This window comes from Actinomadura fibrosa (genome assembly GCF_900659615.1).
Lineage (GTDB): Bacteria > Actinomycetota > Actinomycetes > Streptosporangiales > Streptosporangiaceae > Spirillospora > Spirillospora fibrosa.
The window spans coordinates 1-24,761 of record NZ_CAACUY010000038.1 but is presented as its reverse complement, the minus strand read 5'-3'; the positions used below and the strand labels follow the sequence as shown (position 1 = coordinate 24,761).

Annotated in this window: 27 protein-coding genes and 2 pseudogenes; 14 read left to right on the top strand and 15 right to left on the bottom strand. The window is 74.7% G+C overall.

The window, feature by feature from the left end; translation table 11 throughout:
* Positions 1–228: 228 nt before the first annotated feature.
* Positions 229–1,473 carry a tyrosine-type recombinase/integrase gene (locus tag E1300_RS16015; RefSeq protein WP_131757792.1) on the top strand — a complete coding sequence of 415 codons (1,245 nt, stop codon included), beginning with the start codon at positions 229–231 and terminating at the stop codon, positions 1,471–1,473.
* Between the two features lie 252 nt (positions 1,474–1,725).
* Here the strand turns inward: E1300_RS16015 and E1300_RS16010 are convergent, their stop codons facing one another.
* The gene (locus tag E1300_RS16010; protein ID WP_306440659.1) at positions 1,726–2,397 is read right to left on the bottom strand and encodes an HAD family hydrolase; all 672 of its coding nucleotides are present in this window, start codon (positions 2,395–2,397) and stop codon (positions 1,726–1,728) included.
* A 37-nt stretch (positions 2,398–2,434) separates the two neighbouring features.
* On the bottom strand, positions 2,435–3,457 hold the full coding sequence (locus E1300_RS16005) for an NAD(P)H-binding protein (protein ID WP_131757791.1): 1,023 nt from the start codon (positions 3,455–3,457) through the stop codon (positions 2,435–2,437).
* A gap of 45 nt (positions 3,458–3,502) precedes the next feature.
* On the opposite strand from E1300_RS16005, the gene E1300_RS16000 reads away from it, so the two are divergent.
* From E1300_RS16000 to E1300_RS15990, 3 genes are all read left to right on the top strand, one after another.
* Positions 3,503–3,874 (top strand): MerR family transcriptional regulator, encoded by a 372-nt coding sequence (locus tag E1300_RS16000; protein ID WP_207399766.1) that lies wholly within the window; start codon positions 3,503–3,505, stop codon positions 3,872–3,874.
* Between the two features lie 221 nt (positions 3,875–4,095).
* Entirely contained in the window at positions 4,096–4,842 is a 747-nt protein-coding gene (locus E1300_RS15995; protein WP_131757790.1) for a DedA family protein, read from the top strand.
* Positions 4,843–4,950: 108 nt separating this feature from the next.
* On the top strand, positions 4,951–5,763 hold the full coding sequence (locus E1300_RS15990; protein WP_131757789.1) for a phosphatase PAP2 family protein: 813 nt from the start codon (positions 4,951–4,953) through the stop codon (positions 5,761–5,763).
* 315 nt (positions 5,764–6,078) lie between these two features.
* Here E1300_RS15990 and E1300_RS15985 read toward each other — a convergent pair whose 3' ends face one another.
* The 5 genes from E1300_RS15985 to E1300_RS51570 form a co-directional block, all read right to left on the bottom strand.
* On the bottom strand, positions 6,079–7,236 hold the full coding sequence (locus E1300_RS15985) for a sensor histidine kinase (RefSeq protein WP_207399765.1): 1,158 nt from the start codon (positions 7,234–7,236) through the stop codon (positions 6,079–6,081).
* 28 nt (positions 7,237–7,264) lie between these two features.
* A complete protein-coding gene (locus E1300_RS15980; protein WP_131757787.1) occupies positions 7,265–7,975 on the bottom strand; it encodes a response regulator transcription factor in 711 nt (236 codons plus the stop codon).
* A 147-nt stretch (positions 7,976–8,122) separates the two neighbouring features.
* Positions 8,123–8,734 (bottom strand): D-alanyl-D-alanine carboxypeptidase family protein, encoded by a 612-nt coding sequence (locus E1300_RS15975; protein ID WP_131757827.1) that lies wholly within the window; start codon positions 8,732–8,734, stop codon positions 8,123–8,125.
* Positions 8,735–9,059: 325 nt separating this feature from the next.
* The gene (locus E1300_RS15970; protein WP_131757786.1) at positions 9,060–9,722 is read right to left on the bottom strand and encodes a response regulator; all 663 of its coding nucleotides are present in this window, start codon (positions 9,720–9,722) and stop codon (positions 9,060–9,062) included.
* A complete protein-coding gene (locus E1300_RS51570; RefSeq protein WP_207399764.1) occupies positions 9,719–11,800 on the bottom strand; it encodes a sensor histidine kinase in 2,082 nt (693 codons plus the stop codon). Before E1300_RS51570 ends, E1300_RS15970 begins: the two co-directional genes overlap by 4 nt.
* A gap of 309 nt (positions 11,801–12,109) precedes the next feature.
* On the opposite strand from E1300_RS51570, the gene E1300_RS15960 reads away from it, so the two are divergent.
* The 6 genes from E1300_RS15960 to E1300_RS50080 all read left to right on the top strand — a co-directional run bounded on the left by E1300_RS15960 (position 12,110) and on the right by E1300_RS50080 (position 15,735).
* Positions 12,110–12,835, top strand: coding sequence for an RNA polymerase sigma factor (locus E1300_RS15960; protein ID WP_242619175.1), 726 nt, complete (start codon positions 12,110–12,112; stop codon positions 12,833–12,835).
* Positions 12,832–13,632, top strand: a complete 801-nt coding sequence (locus tag E1300_RS15955) for a methylated-DNA--[protein]-cysteine S-methyltransferase (protein WP_131757785.1) — start codon at positions 12,832–12,834, stop codon at positions 13,630–13,632. Before E1300_RS15960 ends, E1300_RS15955 begins: the two co-directional genes overlap by 4 nt.
* Positions 13,633–14,114: 482 nt before the next feature.
* Positions 14,115–14,939 (top strand): AraC family transcriptional regulator, encoded by an 825-nt coding sequence (locus E1300_RS15950; protein WP_131757784.1) that lies wholly within the window; start codon positions 14,115–14,117, stop codon positions 14,937–14,939.
* Positions 14,940–15,011: 72 nt separating this feature from the next.
* Positions 15,012–15,476, top strand: coding sequence for a cupin domain-containing protein (locus tag E1300_RS15945; protein WP_131757783.1), 465 nt, complete (start codon positions 15,012–15,014; stop codon positions 15,474–15,476).
* Complete coding sequence (locus tag E1300_RS53425) at positions 15,473–15,601, top strand: hypothetical protein (RefSeq protein WP_278045361.1); 129 nt, start codon at positions 15,473–15,475, stop codon at positions 15,599–15,601. Before E1300_RS15945 ends, E1300_RS53425 begins: the two co-directional genes overlap by 4 nt.
* Entirely contained in the window at positions 15,598–15,735 is a 138-nt protein-coding gene (locus E1300_RS50080) for a hypothetical protein (protein WP_165502859.1), read from the top strand. Before E1300_RS53425 ends, E1300_RS50080 begins: the two co-directional genes overlap by 4 nt.
* 391 nt (positions 15,736–16,126) lie before the next feature.
* Here E1300_RS50080 and E1300_RS15935 read toward each other — a convergent pair whose 3' ends face one another.
* Both E1300_RS15935 and E1300_RS15930 read right to left on the bottom strand, forming a co-directional pair.
* Positions 16,127–16,774 carry a nitroreductase family protein gene (locus E1300_RS15935; protein ID WP_131757782.1) on the bottom strand — a complete coding sequence of 216 codons (648 nt, stop codon included), beginning with the start codon at positions 16,772–16,774 and terminating at the stop codon, positions 16,127–16,129.
* An 11-nt stretch (positions 16,775–16,785) separates the two neighbouring features.
* Positions 16,786–18,177, bottom strand: coding sequence for an MFS transporter (locus tag E1300_RS15930; RefSeq protein ID WP_242619179.1), 1,392 nt, complete (start codon positions 18,175–18,177; stop codon positions 16,786–16,788).
* Between the two features lie 134 nt (positions 18,178–18,311).
* Between E1300_RS15930 and E1300_RS15925 the strand changes: the two genes are divergently transcribed.
* Positions 18,312–18,761: a MarR family winged helix-turn-helix transcriptional regulator gene (locus tag E1300_RS15925; RefSeq protein WP_131757780.1), complete on the top strand. Its 450-nt coding sequence runs from the start codon at positions 18,312–18,314 to the stop codon at positions 18,759–18,761.
* Positions 18,762–18,978: 217 nt separating this feature from the next.
* On the opposite strand, the gene E1300_RS15920 is transcribed toward E1300_RS15925, so the two are convergent.
* Positions 18,979–20,001, bottom strand: a complete 1,023-nt coding sequence (locus E1300_RS15920; protein WP_131757779.1) for a DMT family transporter — start codon at positions 19,999–20,001, stop codon at positions 18,979–18,981.
* Positions 20,002–20,086: 85 nt separating this feature from the next.
* On the opposite strand from E1300_RS15920, the pseudogene E1300_RS53965 reads away from it, so the two are divergent.
* Positions 20,087–20,404: pseudogene (locus E1300_RS53965) on the top strand (ABATE domain-containing protein); the annotation flags it as partial.
* Here the strand turns inward: E1300_RS53965 and E1300_RS53960 are convergent.
* A pseudogene (locus E1300_RS53960) lies at positions 20,366–20,611 on the bottom strand (maleylpyruvate isomerase N-terminal domain-containing protein); the annotation flags it as partial. The pseudogenes E1300_RS53965 and E1300_RS53960 overlap by 39 nt on opposite strands.
* Positions 20,612–20,817: 206 nt before the next feature.
* On the opposite strand from E1300_RS53960, the gene E1300_RS15910 reads away from it, so the two are divergent.
* Positions 20,818–21,453 (top strand): pyridoxamine 5'-phosphate oxidase family protein, encoded by a 636-nt coding sequence (locus E1300_RS15910; RefSeq protein ID WP_131757777.1) that lies wholly within the window; start codon positions 20,818–20,820, stop codon positions 21,451–21,453.
* Positions 21,454–21,562: 109 nt separating this feature from the next.
* Here E1300_RS15910 and E1300_RS15905 read toward each other — a convergent pair whose 3' ends face one another.
* The 3 genes from E1300_RS15905 to E1300_RS15895 form a co-directional block, all read right to left on the bottom strand.
* Positions 21,563–21,754, bottom strand: a complete 192-nt coding sequence (locus E1300_RS15905; RefSeq protein WP_131757776.1) for a DUF5302 domain-containing protein — start codon at positions 21,752–21,754, stop codon at positions 21,563–21,565.
* A 79-nt stretch (positions 21,755–21,833) separates the two neighbouring features.
* A complete protein-coding gene (locus tag E1300_RS15900; RefSeq protein WP_242619174.1) occupies positions 21,834–23,300 on the bottom strand; it encodes an aminotransferase class I/II-fold pyridoxal phosphate-dependent enzyme in 1,467 nt (488 codons plus the stop codon).
* On the bottom strand, positions 23,300–23,659 hold the full coding sequence (locus E1300_RS15895) for a DUF7668 domain-containing protein (protein ID WP_131757775.1): 360 nt from the start codon (positions 23,657–23,659) through the stop codon (positions 23,300–23,302). Before E1300_RS15895 ends, E1300_RS15900 begins: the two co-directional genes overlap by 1 nt.
* Before the next feature lie 113 nt (positions 23,660–23,772).
* Between E1300_RS15895 and E1300_RS15890 the strand changes: the two genes are divergently transcribed.
* On the top strand, positions 23,773–24,180 hold the full coding sequence (locus tag E1300_RS15890) for a DUF2795 domain-containing protein (RefSeq protein WP_131757774.1): 408 nt from the start codon (positions 23,773–23,775) through the stop codon (positions 24,178–24,180).
* Positions 24,181–24,212: 32 nt separating this feature from the next.
* On the opposite strand, the gene E1300_RS15885 is transcribed toward E1300_RS15890, so the two are convergent.
* Positions 24,213–24,761 (bottom strand): aromatic-ring hydroxylase C-terminal domain-containing protein (locus E1300_RS15885; protein ID WP_442316422.1); only part of this gene is annotated, 549 nt, incomplete at its 5' end.

Sequence of the window (24,761 nt, the reverse complement as noted above, 5' to 3'; positions counted from 1 at the left end):
GCGCGGCGAACCCGGTCAGGCCAGTTCGGCGCGGCGAGCACCCAGTCAGACGAAGCTAGTGCGGCGCGCACCATGACGGGACGATGCGACGGGGGCCGGGGCTCGTTCGGTGTCGGTCCGGCGCTCACAGCCGCCGATCGGCGCCTTGAACCGGCCAGCATGCGGGATTCCGCCCGCCGGGTCCGTCCGGCATCGGTTCTGTCGGTGGCGGACGGTAGCGTCCGGCGCGTGCGTCCCACCGATGTCCAGCGCCTGACCGTCGCCGAGACCGCCGACCGCTACGTGGAGATGGTCCGGGCCAAGACCTCCACCGGGGCGCTCGCCCCCGGCACCGCCGAGGTGTACGCGCGGGACGTGGTGACGTTCGCCGAGCTCGCGGGCGCCGACCGGGTCCTGGACGACCTGACGGGCGAAGACGTCGACGAGGTCCTGCTGAGGTTCGCCCGCAAACCGGACGGGCGCCGATCCCGTCCGGCGGGCACCGCGGGCCGTTCCGCGACCGCCGCCCCGGCCGGACGCACCCCCGCGAACGCCACCACAGACACCACCACAGACACCACCACGGACACCGTCGCGGACACCGTCGCGGACGCCGGGACCGGCCCTAGCGCCTCGGCGGGGTCGTCTGACGGTGCCCCCGCGCAGAGCGCCGCGTCCCAGGCCCGGTTCCGGCGCTCGGTGTCTGCGTTCTTCCAGTACGCGCTGGTCGCGGGATGGGTGCAGCTCAACCCCATGCAGGCGGTGACGCTGCGGCCCAGGCAGCGCGGCGGCCTGCGCGCCGAGCGGCGGGCGCTGACCGCCGAGCAGGCGGAGGGCCTCCTCGGCGCCGCCCGCGACCTGGTCGAGGCCCCCGAACCCGCCGCGGGCCGCCGGTCCGACCAGCGCACCGAGCTGCGCGACGGCCTGATCGTCCTGCTGCTGGCCGCGGTCGGGCCGCGGGTGTCGGAACTGACCCGCGCCAACGCCGAGGACTTCTTCGTCAACGCCGGGACCCGCTACTGGCGCATCTTCGGCAAGGGCGGCCGGACCCGCGACGTCCCCCTCCCCCGCCCCGTCGCCGACGTCCTGGACGCCTACCTGCGCGACGGGCGCCCCCTGCTGGACCGCGGCCGCGAACCGAAGGCGCTGCTGCTGTCCTGGCGCGGACGGCGGCTGGCCCGCGGCGACGTGCAGGCGGTCATCGACCGGGTGCAGGCCCGCGTCGACCCCGACCGGCGCCGCAGCGTCACCCCGCACGGGCTGCGCCACACCACCGCCACGCACCTGCTGGCCGCCGCGACCGACATGGACGCCGTCCGCCGCGTCCTCGGCCACTCCGACCTGTCCACCCTCGGCCGGTACCGCGACGAGCTCCCCGGCGAGTTGGAGGCCGCGATGCGCGTCCACCCGCTCCTCGGCCCCGTCCAGCACCCCACGGAACCACGCGACGCCGCGGAACCGCCCACCGGACGGCCGCCCGCGCAGGCCCAGTGACCCCCGCTGGCAGGGCGAAGGCGGGGCGTGTGACGCCCGAGCGACGTTCCCGTTCACGCGCGTCGGGTTCAGGTACCGGCCGCGTCAGGCTCCTGCACTCGGACGTGGACGCCGCCACGCCGGATCCTGCTGACCCGGTGGACCACCACGGACCACAGCCGACCACGCCGCTTCAACTGGCCGGGGCCCGTTCGTCAAGCAGGGCGGTGGAGCCGCAGGAGCGGCGGGCCCTGGACGCGGCCCCGCGGGCGGTCAGGGGGTGGCGGGCTTGGTCAGCAGGGTCCTGGCCAGGGCGTAGGCCTCGGTGAGGTCGCCGCCGCGGTAATCCAGCGCCGCGATGTCGGCCAGGTGATGGTCGGCGTTCACGGCGACGGTGTTCGGCAGGTGCCGGAACAGCGGCGCGTCCGACATCGAGTCGCCGTAGGCCACGCACTCCTCCGCCATGAGGCCGTGCCGGGCACGCAGCTCGTCGGCGATGCGGACCTTGTCGGCGGGGGTGAGGATCCCGGCGGTGTCCAGCGGCGCGGTGAACGGCAGGGGCGGGAAGCGGGACGCCACGACATCGTCGAAGCCCAGGTCCAGGAGGTGGCGGGCGAAGAAGTCCGGCGACATGGTGATCACGGCGGAGTGCTCGCCGCGGGCCCGGATGTCGGCGCAGACCTCGGCGATGCCCTCCAGCCACGGCCCGGCGGCGTAGGCGGCCGCGACCGCGGCGGGTGTCAGGTGCTGCCAGAGCCGGTGGATCTCCAGGGAGAAGCCGCGCGTGTCGAGCGTGCCGGCGGCGAAACGGGCCTCGAGCTCGTGCAGTTCGGGGAGGGTGCCGAGCTGCCGGGCGACCTCCAGGTTCGCGGTGGAGCCCGCCAGCAGCGTGCCGTCCATATCGAAGATGTGCAGGTATCCCACAAGGTGAGCAGTCTGTCCCATGGATGGACGGCAACGCCAACCCGTTTCCGCGGCTTCCCTACCGGGTGCCGCCCCTCCTGCGGCCACCCGTCCCGCGGCCGCCCTGTCCGGGATCGCCCTGCGCAAGGTCGTCCTGCGCAAGGTCGTCCTGCGCAAGGTCGTCCTGCGCAAGGTCGTCCTGCGCGGTGAACTCGGCGGCGTGGTCGGCGGCCCACTGCGCGAAGGTCCCGGCGGGGCGGCCGGTGAGGCGTTCCACATGGTCGGTCGTGCGGTCCGACGCCGGGCGGCGCGCCGCGGCGGTGATCAGCGCCTCCACCAGGGGCGCGGGACGGCCGTCGGCGAGCATCCGCGACCGCGCGAGGCCGGCGGGCAGTGGCCGGAACCGCAGCGGGCGTCCGAGCGCGGCGCCGAGGCGGTCGACCTGGTCGGCGCGGCTGAGGACCTCCGGCCCGGTCAGCACATGGGGCCCGTCCGCCGCGCGGCCGCTCCCGGACCGGTCAGGGTCGGCGAGCAGGACGGCCACGGCGGCGTCGGCGACGTCGCGCTCGTCCACGACGGCGGTGGGCGCGACGTCCGGGCCCGCCACCACGTTCCCCGCCCGAATCTGCGGCGCCCAGCCACGGGCGTTGGAGGCCAGCGTGTCGCTGCGCAGCACCACCGGTCGCACACCGGCGCCGCCGAGCAGGGCCTCCATGTCCGCGTGCGCCTGGGCGATGGGATCGCTCTGGCGGGCGGCCCGGTCGTCGACGGCGCTGGAGGACACGTACACCACGCGGGGCCCCGCCGCGGCCAGCTCGGCGACCAGGCCGCGGGCGGCGGCCTCCAGCAGCGGCCAGATCAGGAACACCGCGTCGACCCCCGCCAGCGCCGCGCGGACGGCGGCGCGGTCGGTCAGGTCACCGACCACCGTCCCGGCCCCGGGCTCGGGACGCGGACCGGCGTCGCGGCGCACCAGGCGCCGTGCCCGCACGCCGCGCGCGTCGAGGCGGTCGGCGACGTGGCGGCCGAGGTTGCCGGTCGCGCCGGTGACCAGGATCGTCGGACGGTGGCGGGCGCCCGCTCGGGGCGTGCTGTCAGGCATGATCGGGACGGTAGGGGTTCAGGTCGACATGAAGGCAAGGGGCGCGTGGGCAAGACGATCGGACAGGTGGCCGCCGAGCTCGGTATCGAGGCGCACGTCCTGCGGCACTGGGAGCAGGTCGGGGCCCTCGCCGTGCGCCGCGACGGCAGCGGGTACCGCGTCTACGACGACGCCGCCGTCGAGCAGGCGCGCACCGTGCGGAGGCTGCGGAGCGTCGGGCTGTCGCTGCCGGAGGTCATCGCCGCCATGGCCCCCACCAGGTCGGCGGCGCAGGCGGTCGTCGCCACCAAGATCGCGGAGCTCGAGGACGACATCGCGCGCAGGCGGCAGGCGATCACCTTCCTGCGGCACACCCTCGAATGCCGCCACCGGTACCTCGACGAGTGCCCCGACTGCGCCCGATTCGTCCGCGACTGAGGCCTCCGCGACTGAGGCACCCGCCGCCACTCCACGTCCTGGCTGACCTGCCGCTCGGGCTCTCCGTCACCGCCTCGGGACCGTCCCTTGGCGCGGGGCCCGCCCGCCGGTCCATCATCCGCAGGGCCCCTTTCCGGGCCGCCGCGTACTGCCGAAAGTCGGGGACGGCACCGGCCGTCCGTCCGATGCCCCACGCGAAGATCGTTTCTAGCGTCGGGGGTATGGACGGAGCACTCGACCTGCTGCACACCGCGGTCACCTCACCCTGGTTCTACCTGGCCCTGTTCGCCGTGGCCGCGATCGACGGGTTCTTCCCCGCCGTCCCCAGCGAGAGCATGGTGATCACCGGCGGCGTGTACGCCGCGTCCGGACGGCCCGACCTCACGGCGGTCATCGTGCTCGCCGCGCTCGGCGCGTTCCTCGGCGACCACATCGCCTACCTCATCGGACGCGGTTCCGGCGCGCGCCTGACCCGCGCGCTGCGCCCCGGAACGCGCCGCCACACCGCCTTCACCTGGGCCCGCCGCACCCTCGGCGAGCGCGGCGGGCTGATCCTCGTCGTCGCCCGCTACGTCCCCGGCGGCCGCACCGCCGTCACCATGACGATGGGCGCCGTCGCCTACCCGCTGCGCTCGTTCACCCCCTACGCGGCCGTCGCGGCGGTGTCCTGGGCGCTGTACGGGGCGCTGCTCGGCTACGTCGGCGGCGCCGCCTTCGAGGACGACCCCGCCAAGGGCGTCGCCGTTGGCCTCGGCCTCGCGCTCGCGACCACCGCGCTGGTGGAGACCGTCCGCTTCCTGCGCCACCGCCGCAGCAAGCCGACCCCCGCCCCCGCCCCGCGCCAGGGCCAAGACCAGGACGCGACCTCGGACAAGCCCACGGACAAGCCCACCGACGGGCCCGCGGAGGACGTCGGGGACGTGGCCGGGGACAGGGCCGGGCGAGTGGCGCCGATCCCCCGCGGATGACCACCCCTGCATGACAGGGTTGAGGAAACCGTGAACAACAGGTGAACTTCGGCGGTCCGTACGGGGATCTCAATTCTTGGACGGGCCGCCTCGATCGTCAGGGAGAGCATGCAAGCGCCAGACCTCAGCACCGACCTGTACCGGGACATCACCGCGTTCGCGCACGGCACGCCGCCGTGGGTGCACGCCCTGGCCGAGACCGGCACGGACGCGGGCCTGCTGCTGTTCGCCGTGCTGTTCGCGGCCGGCTGGTGGCGGGCGCGCGGCGGCGACGCCCGCGCGATGGCACTGGCGCTCGCGGCGCCGTTCGCGATGGTCGCGGCGTACCTGGTGAGCGAGGTCTCCAAGAGCCACATCCAGGAGGAACGGCCCTGCCGCGCGGTCGCCGGGGCCATGAACATCGCGGCGTGCCCGTCCCCGGGCGACTGGTCCTTCCCGAGCAACCACGCCACGATCGCGGCGGGCTCGGCCGCCGCGATCGTCGTCGCCTGGCGGGCGATGGCGCCGCTGGTGCTGCCGCTCGCCGCGCTGATGGCGTTCTCGCGCGTGTTCGTCGGCGTCCACTACCCCCATGACGTCGCGGCCGGGTTCCTCGTCGGCGTCACCGTCGCCACCGCGGCGTCGCTGCTGCTCGCACGGGCCGCCGAACCGCTGGTCACGACGCTCCGGCGCCGCCCGGCCGGAGCCGCCCTGCTGGGCGTCCCCGCCACCGCGCCGTCCCCTGCCGCGCCGTCCGCAGCGGGGCCCGGGGTCCCGCATCCCGCCGCGATGCGGGCCGCCGTGCCCGCGGTCGCCGGCGCCGGAGTCCCCGCGTCCGGCATGGACGGCGTCGACGGGCCCGCCGGCCCGCCCGACGAGGCCGCGATCACCATGCCCGACGTGATGGGCGGTCTCGGCAGGCACCACCGCCCGCGTCCCTGACACACCCCGCCCGGCCCGCGTCCTCGGACGTCCCTCGACATCCCCGACACGCCCTCGGACATCCCGGACGCGCCGCGAACGCGCCCCCGAACGCCGTCCGGCGAATCCGGCGCGTCCGGTGAGTCCGGCGCTTCCGGCGAGTCCGAGGACGTGGGCTCGGCGCACGCACCGCCCCTGACGAGACCCACTGGCCGCACATGGCGTTCGCGCGTCTTGGGGCACTGCTCGGCAGGCCGGGCGGCACCTCCTCGGCGGCGGCCTGGCCGCCCCCGCCGCCGGGCGCTCGGGGACGCATCGGGACGCCGGGGCGTCCGGCTAGCCGCTCCGATCCGGGGACGGCACCGCGTGCTGCGACGCCTCCGCGTGCCCTCGGGGCAGGCGGACCGTGGCCAGGAGGCCGCCGTCCGGGCGGGGCGCCAGGTCCAGGGTCCCGTCATGAGCCCGGACGATGCTGTGCACGATCGCCAGCCCGAGCCCGACACCGGCGTGCTCGTCGGTGCGGACGCGCTGCGTCCCGCGCTGGAAGGGCTCGGTGAGGGTCGGGACGAGCTCCGCCGGCAGCCGGTGGCCGGTGTTCTCGACCTCCAGCAGCCCGGCGCCATCCAGCGACCGGGTGTGAACCGTGACGGTCCCGTCGGCGGGGAAGTTGTGGACGATCGCGTTCTGGACGAGGTTCGTCACCATCCGCAGCATCAGCTCCGCGGAACCGGTGACGTGCGTCGCCTCACCGGTGACCGTCAGCGTGATCCGGCGCCGCTCGGCGAGGGGAAGCAGCGTCTCGGCGGCCTCCTCGGCGATGAGGGACAGGTCCACGGGCTCGCTGACGAAGCTCCGGCGGTCACCGCGGCTGAGCAGCAGGAGGGCCTCGGTGAGGTCGATCGCCCGCGTGTTGACGATCCGCAGGCGGTCGAGGAGCTCGCCGTGGTCCCGCCCGGGATCGCTGCGGGCGACCTCCAGCAGCGTCTGCGAGATCGCCAGCGGCGTGCGCAGCTCGTGGGAGGCGTTCGCGGTGAAGCGCTGCTGCTCGGTGACGTGCGACTCCAGCTGCTCGAGCATCGTGTCGAACACGTCCGCGAGCTCGCGGAACTCGTCGCTCGGACCCTCCATCCCGATCCGGTGGGACAGCGACCCCTCCGCGGCCAGCCGCGCCGCGTCCGCGATCCGGGTCAGCGGCGCCAGCATCCGGCCGGCGAGGAACCATCCCCCCAGCAGGCCGAACACCACCAGGAAAACCATCGCCTGGGCCGCGCGGGGAGCGAACGCCTCCAGCAGGTCGGAGCGGCTGGGGAACATCGGCGGGGACGGCACCCCCCGCCGCTGGGTCCCGGGCCCGCTCACGAACACGCCGTCGGGAACGTAACGCAGCAGGAACACCCACACCACGGCCAGCAGTAGGCCGCCGGCGAGCAGAAGGAACCCGGCATAGCTGAGCGTGAGCTTCATCCGGGCGCTGAGCCCCGGGCGCCTGCCCACGCGCCCATCAATGCGCCCGTCCACGCGCCTATCCATGCGCGCCGTCGGGCCGTCCGCCGTCGAGCCGTTCGCGGTCGGCGCCGGCGTCGATGCGGTAGCCGACGCCGGGCACCGTGGCGATCAGCCACGGCCGGCCGAGCCGCTTGCGCAGCGCGGACACCGTGATCCGGACCGCGTTGGTGAAGGGGTCGGCGTTGGCGTCCCACGCCCGCTCCAGCAGCTCCTCGGCGCTGACCACGCCGCCCTGCGCCGCGACGAGGACCTCCAGCACGGCGAACTGCTTGCGGGTCAGCGCCACGTAGCGCCCGTCGCGGAACACCTCCCGGCGGAACGGGTCCAGCCGCAGGCCCGCGATCTCGCGGACCGGCGGCCGGGAGTGCGCGCGCCGGCGGTCCAGCGCCCGCAGCCGCAGCACCAGCTCCCGCAGCTCGAACGGCTTGGTGAGATAGTCGTCGGCGCCCAGCTCGAACCCCGACGCCTTGTCGTCGATCCGGTCGGCCGCGGTGAGCATCAGGATCGGCATGCCGCTGCCGGACGCCACGATCCGCCGCGCGACCTCGTCCCCGGACGGCCCCGGGATGTCACGGTCCAGAACCGCCAGATCGTAGGAGTTGACACCGAGCATCTCCAAAGCGGCATCACCGTCACCGGCGATGTCGGCCGCGATCGCCTCCAGGCGGAGACCGTCACGGACGGCTTCGGCCAGGTAGGGCTCGTCCTCCACGATCAGCACACGCATACCCGAAGCCTAGGCAACCCGGCATATCGCGGGCATATGCAAACCGGACACACCCCCCACCCGAACCACCCGAAACGGAGGGAGATCGCCCTCGGAGGCGTCCGGGGGTCTAATCCCATCGCCCGGTTGCGGCGGGATCCCTGGGCGTCAGCTCGCCGTGCGGCGGCTCCGGCTCATCGCCCTAGGTCCCCCGGCACCGCCCGTAGGCGGCGCCGCGCAAGGGGGAACCGCGCGAGGGGGACCCGCCGCGGCGGCCGGATGCGGCAGCCGGACCGGCTCCACTACGCGGTACTCGAAATGCCACCACTCGTTGTCGTAGACGCGGTAGAGCCCGTACCGCCCGCCGTGCCGCTCCAGCCACCGCGCGCCCTCACGCGGCCGGACGTCCACCGCGATCCCCCGCACATGTCCCGACTCCCGCGGCGGCAGCACCCGGCGCCGCGCCGCCGCCACCGAACCGGTGCGCCGCACCTCCGCGGCGAACATCCGGGCCTGCTCCGTCGCGTCCCGGTACCCCGAGGTCAGCCCGATCAGCTGCCCGTCCCGCCAGAACGCCTCCGCCCGCGCGTGCGTGAACGCGGCGAGGGCCTCCGTGGCCAGCCCGCGCAGGTCCTCAGCCGGGAACCGCAGCCCCAGCGCCCACTGGCACGCCACGAAACGGGCCCGGCCCGGAGCACGGCATAACGCGATCGGCACCAGCAGCACCCCGATCAGCCGAGTGACCATCGCCAGGACGCGCGCTCTGAGCGCGGGAGGCATGCGCACCACAGCTCACCGCCCGACGATCAGGCCGTGCACGGCGATTCCGGCCGGTGAGAGCCGGGCAGAGCGCGGCGCGGCCGTCAGACCGGCGAGCGGCCCACCGCGAATCGCCGGACCGAAGGGCGCGCCCGGACGCACACGACAGGACGAAACGGACGAAACTGCGCTGTGATCCATACCTCCACGGAAGACGCAGGCCCGTTGCCGTGACGTATGCGGAATCCGATACGCCCGCGATACACCCCGCTCCCCGGCACAGGAGGGCCAGAGGAAGCAGCTCAGGAAGGCCAGGGGGGAGCGGCTCAGGTTGGGCGGGAGCGGCTCAGGCCAGGCCTCCGTCCACCAGCCCCGCCTCGTAGGCGATCACCGCGGCCTGCACCCGGTTGCGGACCTCCAGCCGCGTCAGGATCGCGCTGACATACGCCTTGACCGTCCCCTCCACCACGTGCAGCCGCCCCGCGATCTCCGCGTTGGACAGTCCCGCGCCCAGCAGCGCCAGCACCTGCCGCTCCCGCGGCGTCAGGCCCGCCGTCCGCGCCCGCGCCCGGGCCCCGTCCGACATCCGGCCCCCGCTCAGCTCCGTGATCACCCGGTGGGCGACCTTCGGCGACAGGTAGGCGGCGCCCTCGGCGACGGCCCGGACCCCGGCGATCAGCTCCCGCGGATCGCCCGACTTCAGCAGGAACCCGCTCGCCCCGTCCGACAGCGCCCGCGCGATGTACTCGTCCTCACCGAACGTGGTCAGCATGACTACGCCCGTGCCCGGCGCGGCGCGGCCCAGCTCCGCGGCCGCCGCCAGCCCGTCCAGCCGCGGCATGCGGATGTCCAGCAGCACCACGTCGGGACGGTGCGCGAGCGCCAGCTCCACCGCCTCCCGCCCGTCCCCGGCCTCCGCGACCACCTCGATCCCCGCATCGGCCGACAGGATCGCGCGGACCCCCGCGCGGATCATCGCCTCGTCGTCGGCGAGCAGAACCCGGATCACTCGGCGTCCCTCCCGGTCGTCTGTGTACCGAACACGTCCTTGGCCGACAGGCGGTCGCCCGTGAAGCACAGCCGGTAGACCCGGGCGACGCCCAGCAGGTTCGCGTCCGGACGGTAGTAGCGGCAGTCGGCACCCGCCGGCTCGGGCACCCGGAACCGGACCGCGCCCGCGTCGGCCGTCTCCATCGGCGGCAGCACCCGCTCCACCCGCGCCCGCCCGTCCCCGACCCGCAGCGCCGCGTAGTCCGAGGCGGGCAGCACCGAATTGACCGCGACGTACACGTAGTAACCCGCCATCACCGCCCCCAGCGCCGCGATCAACCCGGCCGGGACGGCGATCGCCGTGATCAGCCCCCGCCGCACCTGCCGCCGCTCCCGCGCCAGATGCCGCGCCGACTCCGACAGCCACTCCCCGGACCCGCCGATCGCCCCCGGCACCGCTCCCCTGCCCGGGTGGCCGGGGTTCGGGCCGGTCGACACCAGGCCCAGGGCCGTCATCAGCGCCGTCGCCGACGCCGACCCCTGTTTACCCGACGACGCGGCGAGCGGCCCGCTCGGTGGCCCGTCCACGGGCAGCTCCGCGACGACCTCGAACCCCCCGGCCGGGTCCGGGCCCGCGCGCAGCGTCCCTCCGGCCAGGCGGACCCGTTCGGCCAGCCCCGTCAACCCGAGCCCGCCGCCCGGTGGCAGCAGCGGCGGCCCGCCGGGCGGTGGCCCGTTGACGACCCGCACGACGACCACCCCGCCGGACCCGGGACGGTCCGCCTCCAGGATGCCTCCGGCACCAGCCGCCCCGGACCCGGCCACCCCGGACCCGGCCGCGTCCGCCGGATCCATCACCTCAACCCGGCTCGCGGTCGCGGCGGCCGCGACACCCGCCTCCACCGGGACCCTCGTGAGGACGTCCACGGTCACCGCGGCGCCCGGCGCGTGCTTGGCGGCGTTCGTGATGCCCTCCTGCACGACCCGATGCACGGCCAGTCCCACCATGGGCGGCATGTCCGGCAGCGATCCCCGCGCCGCCCCGTCCTCGCCCGCCAACCGGACGGGCACCCCGGACGCCCGCGCACGCTCCACCAGCTCAGGGACGCTCTCCCCCGCGGGCCGGATCCGCGCCGCCGCCTCACCCGGCGCACCCGGCGCGCCGCCCGCGACGGTGCCGTCCGGGTCGGACGCGGGGCCGGGCTCCTCCCGCAGCACCCCGATGATCTCCCGCAGGCGCTCGGTGGCGTCCGCCGCACCGGCGCGCAGCTCCGCCGCCGCCGCACGATGCCGCTCGTCCAGGCCCGCCGCGACCTGCAACGCGCCCGCGCGCACCGCGATCAGAGCCAGCTCGTGGCCGAGCGAGTCGTGCATGTCACGCGCGATCCGGGCCCGCTCCCGCAGCCGCTCCCGCTCGGCGATGATCCGCTGCTCGCGCTCCAGCCGGTCCGCGCGGTCCCACCCGGCGCGCAGCAGCTCCTGGTACTGCTGCCAGTACCGGCCCGCCAGCCACGGCAGGACGCCCAGCAGCACCAGCCAGATCGTCAGCGGAAACCACGTCGTCACCGCGACGTCGCGGACGAGGTTCAGCGTCACCCCGAGCGCGAACACCCCGGTGAACCCCCACAGCACCGGCCGCGCCCGCGACATCCGCAACCCCGCCAGATACGACAGGACCGGCAGCCCGAACGCGAAGTTCCCGTGGACCAGGATCAGCGCGACCACCGTCACCAGCGCCGCCAGCGGCCACGCCCGGCTCACCGCGATCGCACCCGCCAGCGCCATGAGCCCCAGGACCTCCGCCCACAGCGCCGGCCCCGCCTCCAACGGCGTCAGCAACCCGACCGCCACCGGGAACGCCAGCACGGCGAACAGCAGCATGTCCTTCACCAGCGCCGACCGGCTCGGACGCCGCACCGCCGCCCGCGCCGCCTGCTGCACCGCCCCCGGCAGCGCCCGCCAGGCCCCGTCCCGTCCCGCCGACCGCAGTCCCTCCGGCAGCCCCCGCCGCACCGCAGCCCGGAACGCCGCCGGACGCGATCCCGGCCCCGCCTCCTGCTGCGCGCCCCCGCTGACCGTCCGCGCCCGCTCGTCCACCCGCCCACCGTACAAGCCGGTGATCAGCGGCGTTACTGCCGAAAGTCAAGAACCGGGACCTATTGGACGCCCGCCGACCGTTCCGAGATCGCCGGACGGCCCCACACTCGGCCCTGCCACCGTCACGACCCGCACCGGCCGTATCCTGACCACGCCGGAGGCACGCGAGCGCGCCCGGCCCGCCGTCCACGCCCGAGAACGCGGCGTGACGCGCTCCACCCGCCCGGGCCGACGGCCGCCCACGCGAACTGCCTGGGCAGGCCGACCAGGCGAGTGCAACCGGACGGACGGCCCCGGTGTTGAACGGATGTGACGGTTACGGACGAAGCTCTCCCCCACACGGCCGCCCCCGGCACCGGTACCGGCACCGGCTCCGACGCCGCCGACCTGCCGGGGCCCCACGCCCTGCGCGGCAGCGGCCAGGCCGGCGACGCGTCGGGCGGCGCCGGAGGCGCACCGGGCGAGGCGGACGACACCGCACGCGACGAGGTCGTCACCGCCCTCACCGGCGACCTCGACACCGGCTTTGCCGTCCTGTACGACACCTACCGCGGCGCGGTGTTCTCCACCGCGCTGCGGCTGTCCGGCCGTTGGGCCGAGGCCGAGGACCTCGCCGCCGAGGCGTTTCTGCGCGCCTACCGCGCCCTGTGCGGATACGGGCCCGACCGCATCGCGGGGCTCCGCCCCCGCGCCTGGCTCCTGACGATCCTGATGAACCTGTGGCGCAACAGCCTGCGGACCGCCGCCCGCCGCCCCCCACCGGGCCCGCTCGAGGACGCCCCCGACCCGCCCGACCCGGCCGAACCCGTCGAGGACACCGCCGCCCGCCACGAGACCGGACGCGAGCTCGCCGGCCTGCTCGCCGGGCTGCCCGCCGCCCAGCGCGCCGCCGTCGTCCTGCGCCACGTCACCGACCTGCCGGTCGCCGAGATCGCCATCGTGCTCGACCTGCCCGAGGGCACGGTCAAATCGCACATCTCCCGCGGCCTCGCCCGGCTCCGCACGCTCCACCACACGCAAGGGGGCACCCCATGACCCGCACCGATCCCGTCCCGGACACCAGCGGCCCCGGCCTCGGATCCGGTGACCCGCTGACCGCCGGGCTCGCCGGACTGGCCGCCGACGCGCCCGCCGGGCTGCTCGACCGCATCGCCGCCCGCCGCGTCCACGTCCCCGGCCCCCTGGACGACCTCCAGGTCGCCTTCACCGACCACGGCATCGCCTACCTGCGCGCCGGCATGGACGAGCAGGCCTTCACCACCGCGTTCCGCGCGCGGTTCGCCCGGCCGCTGCTGCCCGCCGACCGTCCGCCCTCCGGGCTGGTCCCCGCGCTGCGCACCGGACGCCTCGGCCGCCTGCGCCTGGACCTGCGCGGCCTCAGCGAGTTCGAGGCCGCCGTCCTGCGCGCCGCCGCCACCATCCCGCGCGGCCAGACCCGCCCCTACGCCTGGGTCGCCCGCCAGGCCGGACGCCCCAAGGCCGTCCGCGCCGTCGGCTCCGCGCTCGGCCGCAACCCCGTCCCGCTGCTCATCCCCTGCCACCGCGTCACCCGCTCCGACGGCGCCGTCGGCGACTACGTCTTCGGCGGCGACGCCAAGGAACGGCTCCTGCGCGCCGAGAACGTCGACCTCGACGAGGTCGCCGCCCTCGCCGGCCGCGGCATGCAGCTCGTCGGCAGCGACACCACCGGCATCGTCTGCTACCCCACCTGCGGCGACGCCCGCCGGATCACGCCCCCGCACCGCCGCCCGTTCCGCAACCTCGCCGCCGCCCGGGCCGCCGGCTACCGCCCCTGCCTGCACTGCCGCCCAGCCCAACCCGAACCCGCCTGACCGGCCCAACCCCCCGCACGCCGACCCCCGAACACCCCGCAACCGGAGACCCCCGCAACTGGAGATCCCGGCAACTGGAGATCCCGGCAACTGGAGATCCCGGCGGCAGCACGACCCGGCGGCCCGAATGCGCCGCAAAGGGGCCGCGAGGCCGCGGAACTGCGGGCCGAGGGCACTGTCGGGCAGCTGGTCCACGGTGGTTAGGCTGCTCGGGTCCTTGTCGCGTCGCGTTTCTTCGGGGTGTCAGTGACGTCGATCGACCGCGCCGCGTACCCGCGGTTCGTACTGGGGGTACCTCCCGAGGCTGGACCAGGTTCGCGGGTCCGCGCCGGCTCATCTGCGTGGCGCGCTGCGGCTGGCCGAGGACCTGCCGTGCGCGGTGGACGCGGACCGGGCTGGCCGCACCGGCGAGCGTCACGGCGGTCCGGTTGATGATCTTGCCGGGCTCGCCGGCTCGTACTCCGAGTAGGGAGGAAGGTCGCATGGCCACCGGGATCGGTGCACGTTCGGCGCCCGCCCTGCGGCGGTACGTCGACTCGTATGTCGGTTTCGACCTCCGCGGGCTCGCGGCGGGGGTGCACTGCGGCCCGCCGAGCCGCGCTCTCACCGCGGTGATCAGCCTGTCAGACCCCCTGGAGGTGGCGGCGGGCGTCGGCGACGGGTCACCGGTCACCCGATTCGGCAGTGTGGCCAGCGGTCTGATGGGCCGGTCCGTCGCGATCCACCACGACGGACGCCAGCAAGGTGTGAAGGTGGCGCTGACACCGCTCGGGGCTCGGGCCATCTACGGCATGCCCGCCGCCGCGCTCGCCCACCGGCTGGTCCCCCTGGACGAGCTTCTCGGAGCACTCGGCGTCGAACTGGCCGACCGGCTCCGAGCGGCATCGACATGGGCGGCGCGGTTCACCGTACTGGACGAGCTGCTCCTGCGGGCTGTCGGGCGTGGCGCCGGCAGCGACCATGTGCGCCGGATGCGCCCCGAGGTGGCCGAGGCCTGGCGCCGCCTCGTCGCCGCACGGGGCTGCGTCCAGGTCGGCGCAGTCGCCGCGGATTTGGGCTGGAGCCGCCGGCACCTCACCGGACGGTTCCGTGACGAGCTGGGCCTGGCGCCGAAGGTCTTCGCCCGCGTCCTCCGCTTCGAGCACGCGCACGACCTGGCGACGGCGCGGAACCGGCTCCCGTGGCCCGATGTGGCGGCCATCTCCGGCTACGCCGACCAGGCCCACCTCGTGCGGGACTGGAACGAGTTCACGGGCCGAACGCCGACGGCCTGGCGTCACGGCGAGGTCCTCCTCGGGACCGGATAGCCGCCCGTCGCGTCGGCTCGTGTTCCCATTTCTTCAAGACCACCCGGTTGCTGCGGTGTGACGATCGTCGACATGAGACTCGTCAACGACCACAACGCCGTCGACCTGCGGACCACTCCCGTGCACCTCGGACTGGGATCGACAGTGAAACGCGTCGAGGGCTTCGCCTGGGACCCGGAGGTGCTCCAGGCCTACAGCGCCGCGGTCGCGGCGGACGGCGCCGAAGGCCGGATGGTGATGATCTTCGACGGCGACGGCCCCGGCGACCATTGGGAAAGGCACCCCGCCGGTGACGAACTGGTCGTCTGCCTCAGCGGGTCGGTGACGGTCACCCGCGACCTGGACGGAATGCCCGCCCGTGTCCTGCTCGGGCCCGGCGAGGCCACCGTCAACCCGGCCGGGGTATGGCACGCGGTCGACATGACCGGGCCGACGTCCATCCTGGCCATCACCGCCGGCCTCGGCACCGACCACCGTCCTCGCACCGACACCCCGCCGACCGAACACGTCGGCGTGCTAGGACCGGAAGCACCATGACGACGCGCATCGCCTGCCTCGGCGACAGCCTCACCCGCGCGCTGATCAGCGTCGACCACCTGGACACCCTCAGCCGACGCAACCCTCCCGTGATCTGCGACTCGCCCGCTACCGCGTCGACATGACCTTCACGCCTCGGGTCCTGACCGACGTCCCGGGCAAGGAACTGCGGTGGCTCGGGAAGCTCGGCCCAGGATGGATCGCGGACGGGGAGCATCGCTTCACCATCGAGCAGATCCGCCCCGGCGCGTCTGCCTGACTCAGAGCGAACGCTTCACCGGAGTAGCCGTGCCCTGCCGCAGTTCCGAGCGATGAACAGGGCGCTGGGCCAGCGGGCCGAAACGCTCCAACGCTGAAACGGGGTCCTGCGGCCGAGCGCCGGGAGGACGCGCCGGCGCCCGCCAGCTTGCCCGTGAGGCCGAGCCTCCCGAGGGGGCGGCCAGAGTATGCCCAGAAACGATCACCCGGGTGCGTTGTAGCTGGTTGGAGTGGGGGTGCACCGACGCCCGAGCGCTGTGCTCGGGCGTCGGGCATGCGGTGGTTCCAGTCGGCGAACGGCGGGGACGTCCACCCCGGGCGTTCGCGGGCAGGCAGTCTTAGCCGGGGCCTCTGCGGCTTGCGTCAGGTGCTCGGTCGGGCGGGTCGGGCGTTCACCAGCGCTCCCAGTGCAGGACCTGGTCGCGTGGGATGCGGGGCGCGGGCTTGAAGTCGGTGCCGATCGTGTAGGCGAGCGGGATGAACGCGGCGAGCATGACCTCGTTGTAGGGGACGCCCAGTACGGCGGCGAGTTCGGGTTCGAGGGGGCCTTGGGCGGTGGTCCAGGTGGTGCCGAGGCCGCGGGCGCGGGCGGCGAGCATGAAGCTCCACGTCGCCGGCAGGATCGACCCCCAGGTGCCCGACTGGACGGCCGCCGAGGCGTGGTCGGTGCGTCCTTCGATGGCGGGGATCACGAACGCCGGGACGCGGTGGATGTTGTCGGTCAGGTGCCGCAGCCCGTCGAACACGCCCTGGGTGGAGCGCGGAGCATGGTTCATGCGGCGGATGTCGTCGTCATTGAGTGGTTGGCCTTCCGCGGCCGCGAGCGCGCGGCGGAAGATGCCGCCCACCTCGCGGCGCAGGCGCGGCTCGGTGACCACGATGAAGTGCCAGCGCTGCCGGTTGCGTCCGGTGGGTGCCTGCGTGGCCAGGTCGATGCACTCCTCGATGAGCGTGCGCGGGACGGGCCGGTCGAAATCGAGCCGCTTGCGGACGGCCCGGGTGGTGGACAGCAGTTCGTCGGGCGTCAGGTCGAGGGTCATCGCGGTGCTCCTCATGCTCGTGCGGAAGTCGATGCGGACGCCGGTGCGGTGGCCGCCGGCTCGCCGGCCGCGGGTTCGGCCCGCCCCCGCAGCCCGAGGAAGGCGATGACCGCGCCGAGCAGCGAGAACGATCCGGCGGTCAGGAACGCCGCGCGGTAACCGTCCAGTGAGGACGCCGGGACGGCCATCACGGCCGCGAGCACCGCCACGCCGATGCCGGCCCCGATCTGGACGGCGGAGGTGACCAGGCCGGAGGCCAGGCCCTGCCGGTCGTCGGGCAGGCTGGCCACCGCGGCGATGTTGAGGCTGGGGAACGACAGGCCGTTGCCCACGCCGTGGACGACGAGCGCGGGCAGCAGCACGGTCGCGTAGCCGCTGGACGCGTCCGCGCGCAGGAACAGCAGGATCCCGGCACCCTGCACCAGCAGCCCGAACGCGGCGGTGCGCCGCAGGCCCCAGCGTCCGATCAGCCGTCCGGCCAGGTTCGCGGCGACGATGATGGCCAAGCCCATCGGGACGATCCCCAGCCCGGTGTCCAGCGCCGAGTACCCCAGCACACCCTGCAAGTACAGGACGGCCGCGAACTGCCAGCCGATCGTCGCGCACGCCCAGGCCAGCGCCGCCAGGTTGGCCGAGGCGAGCCGCCGTGAACGCAGCGCCTCCAGGGGCACCAGCGGGTTTCGCCGGTGCCGCTCGATCGCCACGAACGCTCCCAGCAGCGCCAGCGCCGCCCCACCGGCGGGCCAGCTCGTCTCGGTGAGCGCGTAGACCAGCAGCAGGACGCCGCCGGTGACGGCGCCGGCGCCCGCCGCGTCAAACCCCGGGCGCGGGCCGTCGGCGCGTCCGGCCGGGACCACCCGGGGCGCGACGGCGAGCACGAGCAGCGCGATCGGCACCGGCAGGAAGAACACCAGCCGCCAGCTCACCTCGGTGAGCAGCCCGGAGGCGATCAGCCCGGCACTGTAGCCGGACGCTCCGGCCAGCGCGTACACCCCCAGCGCCCGGTTGCGGCGCGGCCCCTCGGCGAACGTCGTGGTGATCAGCGACAGTGCCGCCGGAGCGGTCAGCGCGGCCGCGACGCCCTTCACCACGCGGGTGGCGACCAGGAGCCGGCCGTCGGAGAGCAGGCCGCCCGCCAGGCTCGCCGCCGCGAACACCGCCAGCGACGCCAGGAACATCCGGCGCCGTCCGAGCAGGTCGGCCAGCCTCCCTCCGAGCAGCAGGAACCCGCCGTAGGCGACCGCGTAGCCGGACATCAGCCATTGCAGCGTGCCGTCGGGCAGCGCGAGGTCGGCGCCGACGGCGGGCAGCGCCACGCCCATCAGCGACAGGTCCATCGAATCCAGGAACACCGCCGCGCACAGCAGGACCAGGGCCGCCGTCGCCCGGCGGTCGGAACGCATCACCAGAACACTCCATCTTTGAGCAGACGATCTGCAACCAGACGGAACCGTAGGCTCGCCAATGATCTGCTGTCAAACTATTGTGTGGCAGATGGTTCTGGTAGCCTCGGACGGGTCGACAGTGCAGGAGATCCATGCCTTCCAAGCCCGCCCGTCCGGCGTACTTCCCGACGCTGGCGGCCGAACGCCCGGACATCGCGATGTGCCGCGCCGCGGCGTACCTGGCCCGCGCCGCCGACGCCCACGCCGCCCGGCACGGCCTCGGCGTCGGCCAGCACCTGGTGCTGAAGATGCTCGACGCCGTCGGCCCCTGCTCCCAGCAGGTGCTCAGCGAGGAGCTGCGGATCGACCGCAGCGTCATGGTGAACGTGTGCGACGACCTGGAGCGGTCCGGATTCGTCCGCCGCGAACGCAACCCCGACGACCGCCGCTCCTACGCCGTCACCATCACCGACCAGGGCCGCGAACGGCTCGCCGAGGCCGAGAGCACCGTCCCCTCCTACCTCGACGAGACGTTCGCCCCTCTCACCACCGGCGAACGCGCCCAGCTCACCGCCCTGGTCACCAAGCTGATGCAGCTCTGACGTCAGGTCAGGCGCGGACTACGCGTCGGCCAGCTCCGGATCGTCCCCCAACCGTGAATGATGCGGTGGACGGCGGGGCGGCCGACGCTGCACTCCGCGGCGAGGTCAGCCAGCGGCACCGCACCGGGCGGCGCCTCGGTCATTCTGCGAGCGGACCGGTCGGATCACGGTTCACGGCGGTCTCGGTGCCCGCGGCTCTGTGGCCGGTGGTGCGGGGTCAGTGGCGGGTCGCCAGGAGGACGCCCGCGCCGCCCAGGAGCAGGCCCGCGACGGCCAGCGGGTCCAGGGACTGGCCGATCGTCAGCCACGCCAGCACCGCCGTCACCGACGGCGTCAGGAAGAACAGCGCCGCGACCCGGCTCGCCGGCGCCCGCCGTAGCATCGAGTTCAGCAGCAGGAACGCGCCGATCGAGTTGACCAGGACGATCCACACCAGCGCCGCCCCGAACGGCGCCCAGTGCGCCACCCGCGGCGTCTCGGTCAGCAGCGACACCGCGCCCAGCGGCGGCGCGGCCACCAGGAACTGCACCGCCGTGCCCGTCCGCACGTCCATCGCCGGGACGAACCGCTTCTGGTAGAGGGTTCCGGCGCTCAGGCCCAGTAGCCCCACGAGGCAGAGCACCACGCCGAGGGGGGAGAACGCGACCCGTCCCGCGACCGCCAGGATCACCCCCGCCGCGCCGAGCACGAACCCCGCCCACTGCCACCGGCCCACCCGCTCGCCCAGCAGCGACGCGGCCAGCAGCGCGATCACCACCGGGTTGAGGCCCTGCACCAGCGCGATCACCCCGACCGGCAGCCCCTGCCCGAGCGCGGTGTACAGGGCGCCGAACTGCACCGCCTGGACCAGCAGGCCCGACACCGCCACATGGGCCAGGGCCCGCCCGCGCGGCCAGGGCGCCCGCACCGCCACCGCGTACGCCGCCAGCAGCAGCCCCGCCACGGCGAACCGGACGAACATCAGCAGCAGCGGCGGCGCCGCGTCCACCCCGATCGCCCCGGCGATGAACGCGCTGCTCCACAGCAGCACGAACACCCCGGGCACCGCCCGCGCCGCCCACCCGGACGGCTCGGACGGCCCGGACGTCCCGGCGGGGCGGCCGGCGTGCGACGTCGCGTCGGCGGACGGCCCGGACGGCCCGGACGGCAGGCCGGCACGCGGCTCCACCGGGGGCGCCACACCGTGCGCCACCGGCCGGCCGGACCGCGTCCGCGTCCCGCTCTCGGTTCCCAGTGCCATCGTCCACCTCCGCGAGTAACCGCTCAATACGGTTACCCAGTCTCGGGGCGCCGCCATAACCTGTCAAGCCGGTTATTCTGGCGGTATGGAGTTCACCTTCGTCAGCGGCCACCTCGCCCTCGACTTCGCCGGGACCGTGCAGCACCGCCGCGCCGACCGCCGCGACCTGCTGGCCCGGCCCGCCGACCTCGCCCGCTGGACCGTCGCCGCGGGCCTGCTCACCGAACCCCCGCCCGCCGAGGCCGCCGACCTCGCCGCCGCCGTCGACCTCCGCGAGGCGATCTATCGCGCCGCCATCGCGCGCCTGGCGGGCACCGGCCCCGCCGACGCCGACCGTCGCGCCCGCCCGCTCCGCCGCCGTCCACGCCGCGTGCAGCCGGACCGCGCCCGCGCGGAACGCCGCGGTGAGCGCCACCGCCGGATCGTCCACCGGAACCGGTTCCGCGCCCGGCAGCAACCCGACGGAACCGGTGTCGATCGCCTCGGACAGCACGGCCAGGGACTCCGCCGCGTGCCGCAGCAGCATCCCGAGGTTCCAGCCCCGGCACGGCGTCGGCCGTCCGAGCGCCGCGGCGTCGACGAGCCCGAGCACGTCCACCGCGAAGTCCATCGACCGCCCGAGCAGATCGGAGCCCCGCTCCGGTACCGTCGCCCGCTCCACCGCGTTCATCGCACCCCTCGCTTCCCGGGGGCGCCGCACCCCACGAATAGACCGACTCCGCGGCGGCCCGAAAGTAACCGGCCGCGCCCCGGCCGCTTCCGCGCCGGAGGCCGGAGGCTAAGCTGATCTTCTCTCCCCCGGCAGAAGGAGCGCCGATGACGATCGCCTCCGAGTCCACCGAGATCACGTCCGCCGAGGAGCTGCGCGAGCTGCTCGGCACGCCCCTGCGGAAGGTCATCGAGAAGGAGCGCGCGGCCCTGCACCACTGGGACCGCGAGTGGCTGGCGCGGTCCCCGTTCTGCCTGATCGCCACGAGCGACGCCGCCGGCAACTGCGACGTCTCGCCCAAGGGCGACCCGCCCGGCTTCACGCACGTGATCGACGACACCACCATCGCCATCCCGGACCGGCCGGGGAACCGCCGCGCCGACGGCTTCTTCAACGTGCTGAGCAACCCGCGCGTCGGGCTGATCTACCTGATCCCCGGACGGGGCGAGACGCTGCGGATCAACGGCCGGGCGCGGCTCGTCCGGGAGGCGCCCTTCCTCGACGCGATGACCGTCAAGGGGCACCGCCCGGCCCTCGCCCTCGTCGTGGAGATCGAGCAGATCTTCTTCCACTGCGCGAAGGCGTTCCTGCGCTCGAACCTGTGGAAGCCGGAGAGCTGGGAGGACGACACCCTGCCCTCGCACGCCCGGATCACCAAGGACGTGCAGTACGTCGAGGAGAGCGTCGAGGAGCTGGAGCGCTACTACGGCGCCGCCTACCAGAAGAAGCTGTACACCACCTGACGGCGGGGCGGGCGGCGCGGAGGCGACCCCCGCGCTGGGCGCGCGGGGGTGCTCGGCGGGCGGTCCCCAGGCCGCCGTCCTTCGTCCCGGCGGGCCGCGGGACCGGCGCTCAGCCGCTCTTGCGGCGGAACTGGCGCTGGTGGTCGGCGCGCTCGTGGGTGCCGCGCACCTTCGAGCCGCTCCTGCCCGCCCCGCCCTCGTTCTTCTCGGCCGCCGCTCCGCGCTTGCGCTCCAGGGCCTCCCGGAACCTGCGCTTCACGTCGTCCTCGCTGCCGTCCTTCTCTCCTGACGAGTCGGCCATGCGGACCTCCAGCGGTTGTAGGGGCACCCCTAGCCTCACATATCCGGTGGCGGAGCGGGCGGGTGACCCGCCGTGAAGATCACTGGCCCGCCGGCCGCCCCTCCCGGGCCGTCTCCTCCCGGATGCGGCGCCAGGCGGCCTCGACGTGCGCGTCACCGGTGCCGGGCGCGCCGATCGCCATGCGCAGCAGCACCCGGCCGCCGACCCTGGTGTGGGTGAGGTAGAGGTCGCCGGACGCGTTCAGCCGCTCCATCACGCGCAGCGTCGCGGCGTCGGCCTCGTCGTCCGGCAGGCCCTCCCAGCGCGGGCGGAAGCACACCAGCCCGAACGGGTGGTGCTCCAGCAGCGCGAACCCCGGATCGGCGCCGATCCTGGACGCCAGCTCCGCGGCCAGCCGCACCCCCGAGCGGATGTGCGCGCGCAGCCCCTCCGCCCCGTACCAGCGGATCACCGCCCACAGCTTCAGCGCGCGGAACCGGCGTCCGAGCGAGATCTGCCAGTCCCGGTAGTCGATCACCTCGCCGGACGCGCTGGCCCGGTTGCGCAGGTACTCCGGCAGGATCGACAGGGCGCCGACCAGCGGGGCCCGGTCGGCCACCCACAGCGCGGTGCAGTCGAAGTTGGTGAGCAGCCACTTGTGCGGGTTGGTCGCGTACGAGTCGACGTGCCCGTCGAGCCCGTCGTTGACCCAGCGGAACTCCGGGCAGACGGCCGCGACGCCCGCGTACGCGGCGTCCACGTGCAGCCAGACGCCGTGCCGGGAGCAGACCTCGCCGATCTCCCGGACGGGGTCGACCGCCGTCGTGGAGGTGGTGCCGACGGTCGCGCAGGCCAGGACGGGCACCGCGCCCGCGGCGATGTCCTCGGTGATGAGCGCGTCCAGGTGGGCCGGGTCCATGGCGAGCGTGTCGGGGTCGACGTCCACGACGCGGACGTTCGCGGCGCCGATCCCGGTCACCCTCGCGGCCTTCTCCAGCGACGAGTGGGTCTGCGAGCTGACGTACAGCGTGTGGCGGCGGGTGATGCCCTCGCGCGCGGCCGCGCCGCCGTCCCTCCGGTGCAGGGCGGCGAGGAGCGCGATCAGGACGGCGTCGGACGCCGAGTCCTGGATGACCCCGCCGCCGTCCCCGTCGCTGCGGAACCGCGCCGGCAGGCCGAGGAGCTCGGCGAGCCAGTCCAGCATCCGGGTCTCCAGCTCCGTGCAGGCGGGACTGGTCGCCCACAGCATGCCCTGCACGCCGAGGCCCGCGGACAGCAGCTCGCCGAGGATCGCGGGACCGCTGGCGTTGGCCGGGAAGTAGGCGAAGAAGCTCGGGTGCTGCCAGTGGGTGATCCCCGGCATGACGACGCGGTCGAGGTCGGCGAGGACGGCCTCGAACCCCTCGCCCTCCTCCGGCGGACCGGCGGGCAGGCTCGCGAGGACCTCACCCGGCCGCACCTGCGACTGCACCGGGTACGACTCGACCTTCTCCTGGTAGTCGGCGATCCAGTCGACGACCTGCTTGCCGTACCGGCGGAACTCCTCCGGGGTCATGTGCCCTGCCATCAGGTCCCCTCCCCCGCGTGGATGCCTAACAGTTCCACCGTCCATACCCCGTCCATGACCTCGGTCACGAGGAGTGACACCGCCAGGTCGGAGAGGCCGTCCTGCGCCGTCCACAGCGGGACCCGGACCCGGAAGGCCCGCTCGTCGGCGGCCCCGTCCGCGAGGGGGACCGCGTCGAGCGAGCGGAACGCGCCGTCCGGCGGGGTGATCAGGTGGCGGCCGGTCCGCTCGATCGCGGACGCCATCTCCCCCGCGCTGAGCCGGCGCCCCTCGGTCAGGGTCTCCAGCTCCTCGTAATGGCCCCGGACCAGCAGGCCCAGCACAGCCCGAACGGCGTTCACGCCCTCTTCCGGCAGCATGCGCCACACCGTACCGCGCCGGACGGGCAAGATCGGCGCCTTGTTTAGACGCCTCGGCCCGGGAAGGTTCCTCCGCGTTGAGACCGACCGTTTACCGTGCAGGAGGACGAGAGATGCCCGAAAGACGCGACAAGCACGGCCCCAGGCTGGACGACGAGATCGGTCACGAGACGCAGGGCATGGTCCGCGGGAACCACCCCACGCGCGTCGAGGAGTTCAGGGAGACCGAGGCGTTCTCCGACGACGGCCCCTGGGACCCGACCGCGGCCGCCGGCGACCCGCGCGAGGGGGCGCCGCCCGGGATGACGCCGGGCGACGTCGAGGGCCGCAGCAACCTGGCGCGCATGCTGACCGGCGTCCGCTGGCCGGCCCGCCCCGGCGACCTGGTGGAGCACGTGAACCGCGCCGCCGCGCCCGACGGCGCCGTCGCGGCGCTGGAGACGCTGCCCGACCGCGAGTACGAGAACCTCGCGGACGTCGCCGAGGAGCTCGGCTACGGCCGCGAGACCCGCCGCTTCTAGGCGTGGCTCCGCGCTCCAAGGCGCGTCGAGCCCTAGACGGTGTCCGGACCGCGACGCTCGGCCACCGGACGCTCGGGAGCCGAGCGTCCGGTAGCCGGGCGTTCGGTGGCCGAGCTTCCGGTGGCCGGGCTTCCGGTGGCCGGGCGTTCGGCATCCGGACGGCCGGACGGGCCGTGCCGGCGGCGCTCGTGCGGCGGACGCTCCGCGGGCGGCCCGCACCAGTGGCCGAGCGCGGCGCGGATCGCCGCCGCCCGCAGGTCGGGCGCCGTCTCGTCGCAGGCCCACGCGATGTACCCGTCGGGGCGGACGAGCGCCGTCGTGCGGGTGGCGCGGCCCGCCACGGCGCAGTGGACGCGGTCCGCCCAGCGCTTGGTCGCGAGGTAGGTCACCGCCGGGTCGTTCGCCGCCACGACCAGGACGAACCGCCCGTCGCCGAGCAGCCCGTACAGCCGTCCCGGGGCGCCGGCGAGGGGGACGTCGGGGGCGCGCCGCCCGGTGAGGGGGTGGGCGTCGCGCGGGGCCGGGTAGGCGAGGTCGACGCCGGAGGCCGCGCCCGCGAGGCGCCGCGCGACCGGCGGGAT

Excerpts from the sequence above, each read along its gene's own strand:
- E1300_RS16010 (WP_306440659.1), bottom strand. The coding sequence starts at position 2,397 with ATGGGACAGACTGCTCACCTTGTGGGATACCTGCACATCTTCGATATG.
- E1300_RS16005 (WP_131757791.1), bottom strand. The coding sequence starts at position 3,457 with ATGCCTGACAGCACGCCCCGAGCGGGCGCCCGCCACCGTCCGACGATC.
- E1300_RS15995 (WP_131757790.1), top strand. The coding sequence starts at position 4,096 with ATGGACGGAGCACTCGACCTGCTGCACACCGCGGTCACCTCACCCTGG.
- E1300_RS15990 (WP_131757789.1), top strand. The coding sequence starts at position 4,951 with ATGCAAGCGCCAGACCTCAGCACCGACCTGTACCGGGACATCACCGCG.
- E1300_RS15980 (WP_131757787.1), bottom strand. The coding sequence starts at position 7,975 with ATGCGTGTGCTGATCGTGGAGGACGAGCCCTACCTGGCCGAAGCCGTC.
- E1300_RS15975 (WP_131757827.1), bottom strand. The coding sequence starts at position 8,734 with ATGCCTCCCGCGCTCAGAGCGCGCGTCCTGGCGATGGTCACTCGGCTG.
- E1300_RS15955 (WP_131757785.1), top strand. The coding sequence starts at position 12,832 with ATGACCCGCACCGATCCCGTCCCGGACACCAGCGGCCCCGGCCTCGGA.
- E1300_RS15950 (WP_131757784.1), top strand. The coding sequence starts at position 14,115 with ATGGCCACCGGGATCGGTGCACGTTCGGCGCCCGCCCTGCGGCGGTAC.
- E1300_RS15945 (WP_131757783.1), top strand. The coding sequence starts at position 15,012 with ATGAGACTCGTCAACGACCACAACGCCGTCGACCTGCGGACCACTCCC.
- E1300_RS53425 (WP_278045361.1), top strand. The coding sequence starts at position 15,473 with ATGACGACGCGCATCGCCTGCCTCGGCGACAGCCTCACCCGCGCGCTG.
- E1300_RS50080 (WP_165502859.1), top strand. The coding sequence starts at position 15,598 with ATGACCTTCACGCCTCGGGTCCTGACCGACGTCCCGGGCAAGGAACTG.
- E1300_RS15935 (WP_131757782.1), bottom strand. The coding sequence starts at position 16,774 with ATGACCCTCGACCTGACGCCCGACGAACTGCTGTCCACCACCCGGGCC.
- E1300_RS15930 (WP_242619179.1), bottom strand. The coding sequence starts at position 18,177 with ATGCGTTCCGACCGCCGGGCGACGGCGGCCCTGGTCCTGCTGTGCGCG.
- E1300_RS15925 (WP_131757780.1), top strand. The coding sequence starts at position 18,312 with ATGCCTTCCAAGCCCGCCCGTCCGGCGTACTTCCCGACGCTGGCGGCC.
- E1300_RS15920 (WP_131757779.1), bottom strand. The coding sequence starts at position 20,001 with ATGGCACTGGGAACCGAGAGCGGGACGCGGACGCGGTCCGGCCGGCCG.
- E1300_RS15910 (WP_131757777.1), top strand. The coding sequence starts at position 20,818 with ATGACGATCGCCTCCGAGTCCACCGAGATCACGTCCGCCGAGGAGCTG.
- E1300_RS15905 (WP_131757776.1), bottom strand. The coding sequence starts at position 21,754 with ATGGCCGACTCGTCAGGAGAGAAGGACGGCAGCGAGGACGACGTGAAG.
- E1300_RS15900 (WP_242619174.1), bottom strand. The coding sequence starts at position 23,300 with ATGGCAGGGCACATGACCCCGGAGGAGTTCCGCCGGTACGGCAAGCAG.
- E1300_RS15895 (WP_131757775.1), bottom strand. The coding sequence starts at position 23,659 with ATGCTGCCGGAAGAGGGCGTGAACGCCGTTCGGGCTGTGCTGGGCCTG.
- E1300_RS15890 (WP_131757774.1), top strand. The coding sequence starts at position 23,773 with ATGCCCGAAAGACGCGACAAGCACGGCCCCAGGCTGGACGACGAGATC.